Below are 5,768 nucleotides of genomic sequence, written 5' to 3'. Positions count from 1 at the left end.
TGCGGACAATCTCAAGTCCGGTATCTGCATCTTCCATCATAACATCCAGAACAATCAAACCCGGTTTGCTGGCTAATGCAGCCTTAAACCCGCTTTCCCCATCATCAGCACACTCTACCTTGAACTTGTTAGCCTCCAGCAATGCTCTCATCGAATCACGGAATTCGCGACTGTCATCAATCACCAATGCTGTTTTATCCATGAAATCTCCCTTTGAAAAGTATTTTGGAAGTTGTGATCCAAAAATACATAATCATCCCGCGACCGCGCTCAGATAAAAACAATTCAACCGGAAGGCAGTTAAAAATTCAGGTAAAAGCTGTTACCACAGTTCTTCTAATTTTTTCAGAAGATCCGATGGATCAACCGGCTTATCAACCACTGCCTTTACAGGCAACAATTCCTTATGTGGTTCAAACCTGAAGGGAAGATTCATCTCACGGCTGATTCCTGTAACCAGAATTACCGGCAGTCCATTCAGAGCATCTGTTTTGCTGATAACACGGCTGACCTCAAAGCCCTCAGTATCACTGTCCATCATAACATCCAGAATGATGGCATCAGGGCGTGTTTTTTCAGTGTGCGCTAATGCTTCTTTTCCATTATAGGCGATCAACACTTTGTACCCGACAGAAGTCAAAAGCTCCTCAAGACTATTGATGTACTCCTTGTCATCATCTACCAGTAATACAGTTTTATTTTTATCCACTTTCTTCTCCTTATTACATTTAAGAAACACCAAGAATCCGTTCGATTTCTCTGATAAGGCGGTCGGGGTCAATAGGTTTGTCGAGAATCCTTTCCACCGGGAGCCAGGCTGGGTCAGGTTCCAGTGGAGACGGCAACTCCTTTTCAGAAACTATTCCACTCACCAGCATAACTTTCGTATCGGCAAGCTCAGGACAGGCCCGAATTTCCCTTGCCACCTGAAACCCTTCAGTATCATAAGCCATCATGACATCCAGTACAACAAGATCGGGACGAACCTCTTTTGCTTTTGTCAACCCACTTGTTCCATCATAGGCACATTCAACCTGGTAGCCAAAAGCTTCAAGGAGCTCTTTGTTCGATGCCACAAAGTCCCGATCATCGTCAATTACCAGAATCACCCTGGACATTACTTTCCCCCTTGGTACCCATAATCCCGCAAGATTCCTTCAACCATTTCAGGAGTTACACTTCCATACACTTTCCCATCAACCATAAGCACCGGTGCCATTGCGCACATTCCAAGACACCGCGCAGCTTTAAATGAGAACTGGCCATCATCAGTCGTCTCACCCTCTTTTATCCCAAGAAGCTCCCCTATCTTCTCTGCGACAAATCCAGCACCTTTCACATGACAGGCTGTACCCAGGCAGATTGAAATCGAATGCTTGCCCTGTGGAGTCAGTTTGAAGTGATTGTAAAAGGATGCCACCCCGACTACCTCGGCTTCAGTTGTGCCAATAAGCTTTGCAACTTCGCGGAGATGCTCACTCTTCAGATATCCTTCGATGTCCTGAAGTCTGTGCAGCAGAGGAATCAGAAAACTCCTCGGATTGCTGCGACCGAGACACTTTTTTGCAAAATCCTGGACTTCCGTAGGAAGGTTTACTTCTATAGTTTCCGTTGTACTCATTATTCTTAACCTCCAACCTTGATAACAGCATTCTTCTTGCATACCTGCATGCAGGTTCCGCAACGTGTACAGAGTTCATTCATGATGGAATGTGGCATTTTTGTCTCACCAATTATGCATCCCACAGGACATTTCTTGGCGCACAAACGACATCCGATACATTTTTCAGCATCTATTTCATAGTGGAAAAGATTCTTACATACCCCTGCTCTGCACTTGTGTTCAAGGATATGCTCTTCGTACTCGTGACGGAAATGGGTAAGAGTACTTAAAACGGAATTAGGTGCACATTTACCCAGCCCGCAAAGAGACGACTGCTGGATTGTACCCGAAAGCTCCTCAAGTGTCTTAAGATCATCCATTGTGCCCTGACCATGAGTGATCTTCTCAAGAATATTAAGGAGGACTTTGGTACCGGCACGACAGGGAGTACACTGGCCACAAGATTCATCCACCATAAACTCCATGAAGAACCTGGCCACATCGACTATGCATGTGTCCTCATCCATTACTATCATTCCGCCGCTGCCCATGATACTTCCTGCGGCTGCGAGCGACTCGTAGTCTACCGGAGTGTCAAGGTAAGATTCCGGAAGACACCCGCCGGCAGGACCACCTGTCTGCACTGCCTTGAAACTTCTTCCTCCGGTTATTCCACCGCCTATATCGTAGATAATCTCCCGCAGCGTGGTTCCCATCGGTACTTCGACCAGACCGGTATGCCGTACTTTTCCTGCAAGTGCAAACACCTTGGTACCCGCACTTTTACCTGTACCGATAGATGAAAACCAATTCTCTCCGTCAAGAAAAACAGCAGGAAGATTTGCGTAAGTCTCAACATTGTTTATAACAGTTGGCTTGCCCCAAAGTCCGCTGGTTGTGGGAAATGGCGGTTTCTGAACGGGCTCTCCCCTGAATCCCTCTATCGACTGAATCAACGCAGTCTCCTCGCCGCAGACAAATGCGCCGGCTCCAAGGCGAACCTCGATGTCGAAGTCCCAGCCTGTCCCCAAAATATTTTTCCCCAGGAACCCATATTCTCTGGCTTTTTCGATAGCTATATTGAGCCTCTCGATTGCCAGAGGGTATTCGATACGTGTGTAAACGAAACCCTGTGTGGCACCGATAGCATACCCGGCGATAATCATCCCCTCGATCACTGTATGGGGATCCCCTTCAATAAGACTTCTGTCCATGAAAGCGCCCGGATCTCCCTCGTCGGCATTGCAGATCAGATACTTCACATCTGAGTTCTGCATAGCGGCAAGTTCCCACTTGGCAGCAGTCAAAAAACCTGCCCCTCCTCGGCCTCTTAAAAGACTTTGTTTGAATTTTTCAATAACTACCTTCCGCTCCATACTGAGAATGTTGGCAGCAGCCTCATATCCCCGTACAGCCAGGTACTCATCGATACTCTCAGGATCTATTACCCCGCAATTACGGAGAGCAACCCGAAGCTGTTTGCCGAAGAAATGGATATCACCGAAAAATGGTATGAAACGATTGGAAACTTTGGCGTTTTTAGTCGCAAGAGAAGTTACCACTTTATTTTTGCAGAAATGCTCAGTGACTATCCTGTCTATCTTCTCAGGTGTAAGATTCCTGTACTCGATATTGTCAGGATACACGTGCATCACAGGCCCATTCTCACATCTGCCCGGACACTGCGATCTTGTCACTGTCACAACCTCGCCAAGTCCGTGCTTATTGATCTGCTCGACAAGATGAGAAACAGCCGGGCCCACGTCGATACTGCAGGCTGTTCCAGCACACATCGCCACCATACGCCTGCGTGCCACAGCACCTTCCTCGTGACGCATGGTATACTCTTCCGCCACTTTTTTTCCAACGATGTGGTGATCGAAGATCTTATCCACTTTTTCCGGTGTGACATGGACATATTTGACCGGGATATTTCCTTTGCTTATGATAGTTACCACCGGCTCCATGTCGCAACGTCCTGCACATCCAACCCTCCCGATTGTAACCCTGGGTCCACCCTTAAGGCCTTCGATCCGCTCAACAAGACGCTCATACACAGCCTGGCTTCCGGCAGCATTCTCGCAGGTCGCTGATCCCACTGTAATTCTGAAATCAGTAAGGAATTTCTCCTCAAAAAGCCGCCAGACAGCGCTCTGTCTTTTCTCGCGAACTGCATTGACAGGCGCAACGGTTTCCTGCGGAGCACTGTTGACGTCTAAGGGTTCTTCCAATACAGGAGTCACGGGACTCTCATCTTTACTACGCATAGCTCTCAACCCTTTCTTTTTCACCATTGGGCAATGTAAATACAAATTCAGTCCATTCTCCTTCCCTGGATTCCACCCTTATCGTACCACCGTGAGCATTAATCAAATGACGGGTGATAAACAGGCCCAGTCCGGTTCCCTTGGCCTGTTTGCCCAGAGGACGGTTTTCTATTCGTGTGAACTTCTCAAAAATCATCTCCCGGTATTCAGCAGGTATCCCCTGACCGGTGTTTCGGATTACAAACTCGATCATGTTTTCTTTGCGCGAAGCCTTCAATGTGATTGTGCCATTATCATTACCGTACTTGATGGCGTTTCCGATCAGATTCTCAAAAATCTCCGCTGCCATGTTGAGATCAGCCGCGCATAAAAGCCCGTCTTCTATCTCATTTTCAACTTTTATCTTGTGTTCATTCAGAGCTGCATCGAAAGAACCAAGCAGAGGCTCCAGAATATCCTGCTTGATATCAAGCACTGCTGTGTGCGGATGCAGTTCCCTGTTTTCAACTCTGGAGAGGTTGAGGTAAAGACGAACCATTTCCGTGATACGGCGGGTATTATTGTCGATATTCTTTACCGCCGCCAACTGCCTTTCATTAAGGTCCCCCAACCTTTTTTCTCCCAGCAGATAAGAGTAATTCAATATGCTCCCAAGAGGAGTCTTCAGTTCATGAGAAATGAAACCCAAAGTCTCCATGTAACTCTTGTTTGTTACGGTGAGTTCCTCATTTACACTCCTGAGTCTGGCCTCTCTTTCGGTAAGGTCATCAGTCATGGCATTAAATGCGTCAATAAGCATGAGAGCCTCAGCAGAAGCATTACCGACAGTTACCTTCCCGGGATGCTTTCCTTCTCGCATCTGATGCGCAGCATCAGCCAGATAATGCAGAGGACGGGCAATCCGCGCCGCCAGGAGAAAAGCCATCAGAAGAGCCACTATGACTCCCCCAAGGGAAAGTAAAGTGTATTTGATCAGCACATCCTTTATCATCGTCCTGAAAGGCGCCTCAGGTATCCCAACGTACAATATTCCTATAACTCTCCCGGCCAAATCCTTTATTGGATCATAGGCCGAAAGGTGCCAGTCCTTAACCACAAAGGCCCGACCCTGCCATGGCTTCCCGTTATCGAGCACGCGGTCTGCAACGTCTTTGGAAACCCTTGTCCCCAACGCCAGATCACCATTATTCATTGTAACAGTAGTAGCTATCCGGCAATCCTTGAGAAAAATCGTGACTGCTCCGCTTGAGGCATTTTCCCTGCGCAAATCGTAGACATTCTTCTGTATTAACTCTGTCAGTTTCTCATTGCGGTTAAGGAGAATACCGCCATAAAGAACCGCATCGATCCCATTGCCGACAGAAACCGGAACAGCACTGAACATGATCATTCCGCGCGATTCTGTGGTCTTTTCTGTTGGGCGCGCCTTAGGTGTTTTTTCCAGCACAATAAACGCCCTCTCAGAGAGATTCTGGTTCTCCCGATCAAGCGCCTCCGCATCCATCAAAGTAATAGTGGTGGAATGCCTTCCCTCCAGAGCTCCCTTTATAGCAGGCTCAGCCACATAATAATCACCCGTAGTATATGGGGCAGCACTTCTGAGCACCACTTTCCCGTTTGGAGCCATTATACTCAGAAAATCAAGCCCGAAGCTCAGACGCACATTTTCCAGCGTGCTTCTGAACTCCTTGTCATCCCATTTTCCCTCATTTACTACCTTAGCCAGACTTTCTTTATTAGAGGTAAACCGAAGCACCATCTCCAGACGATCCATTTCGGTTTGGAGTACTCCCCAGGCGCTGTTAAGATCTGATCTTACCTGGTCCTCTGCCCTCTTAATAATCTGAGTACGAACAATCCGCACTCCGACCAGGGCCGCAACCAGCCCCAGAACCAGA

The 5,768-nt window shown here is 47.6% G+C and carries 6 protein-coding genes; all 6 read right to left on the bottom strand.

From position 1 onward, the window contains the following. Positions 1–202 (bottom strand): response regulator (locus GX089_00030; GenBank protein NLP00859.1); only part of this gene is annotated, 202 nt, incomplete at its 3' end. Positions 203–322: 120 nt separating this feature from the next. After that, a complete protein-coding gene (locus GX089_00025; GenBank protein ID NLP00858.1) occupies positions 323–709 on the bottom strand; it encodes a response regulator in 387 nt (128 codons plus the stop codon). Positions 710–728: 19 nt separating this feature from the next. After that, positions 729–1,118, bottom strand: coding sequence for a response regulator (locus GX089_00020; protein NLP00857.1), 390 nt, complete (start codon positions 1,116–1,118; stop codon positions 729–731). Then, a complete protein-coding gene (locus GX089_00015; protein NLP00856.1) occupies positions 1,118–1,621 on the bottom strand; it encodes an NAD(P)H-dependent oxidoreductase subunit E in 504 nt (167 codons plus the stop codon). Before GX089_00015 ends, GX089_00020 begins: the two co-directional genes overlap by 1 nt. 5 nt (positions 1,622–1,626) lie before the next feature. Beyond that, a complete protein-coding gene (locus GX089_00010) occupies positions 1,627–3,570 on the bottom strand; it encodes an NADH-quinone oxidoreductase subunit NuoF (protein ID NLP00855.1) in 1,944 nt (647 codons plus the stop codon). A gap of 292 nt (positions 3,571–3,862) precedes the next feature. Continuing rightward, positions 3,863–5,768 (bottom strand): HAMP domain-containing protein (locus GX089_00005; GenBank protein ID NLP00854.1); only part of this gene is annotated, 1,906 nt, incomplete at its 5' end.

It is taken from the genome of Fibrobacter sp., from assembly GCA_012523595.1.
GTDB lineage: Bacteria > Fibrobacterota > Chitinivibrionia > Chitinivibrionales > Chitinispirillaceae > JAAYIG01.
Note: the sequence above shows the minus strand (reverse complement) of the source record. Positions and strands in the feature narration are given on the sequence as shown.

What these genes read in the sequence shown, in the direction of transcription:
- GX089_00010 (NLP00855.1), bottom strand. Translation starts at nt 3,570, where the DNA reads ATGGAGCCGGTGGTAACTATCATAAGCAAAGGAAATATCCCGGTCAAA.
- GX089_00015 (NLP00856.1), bottom strand. Translation starts at nt 1,621, where the DNA reads ATGAGTACAACGGAAACTATAGAAGTAAACCTTCCTACGGAAGTCCAG.
- GX089_00020 (NLP00857.1), bottom strand. Translation starts at nt 1,118, where the DNA reads ATGTCCAGGGTGATTCTGGTAATTGACGATGATCGGGACTTTGTGGCA.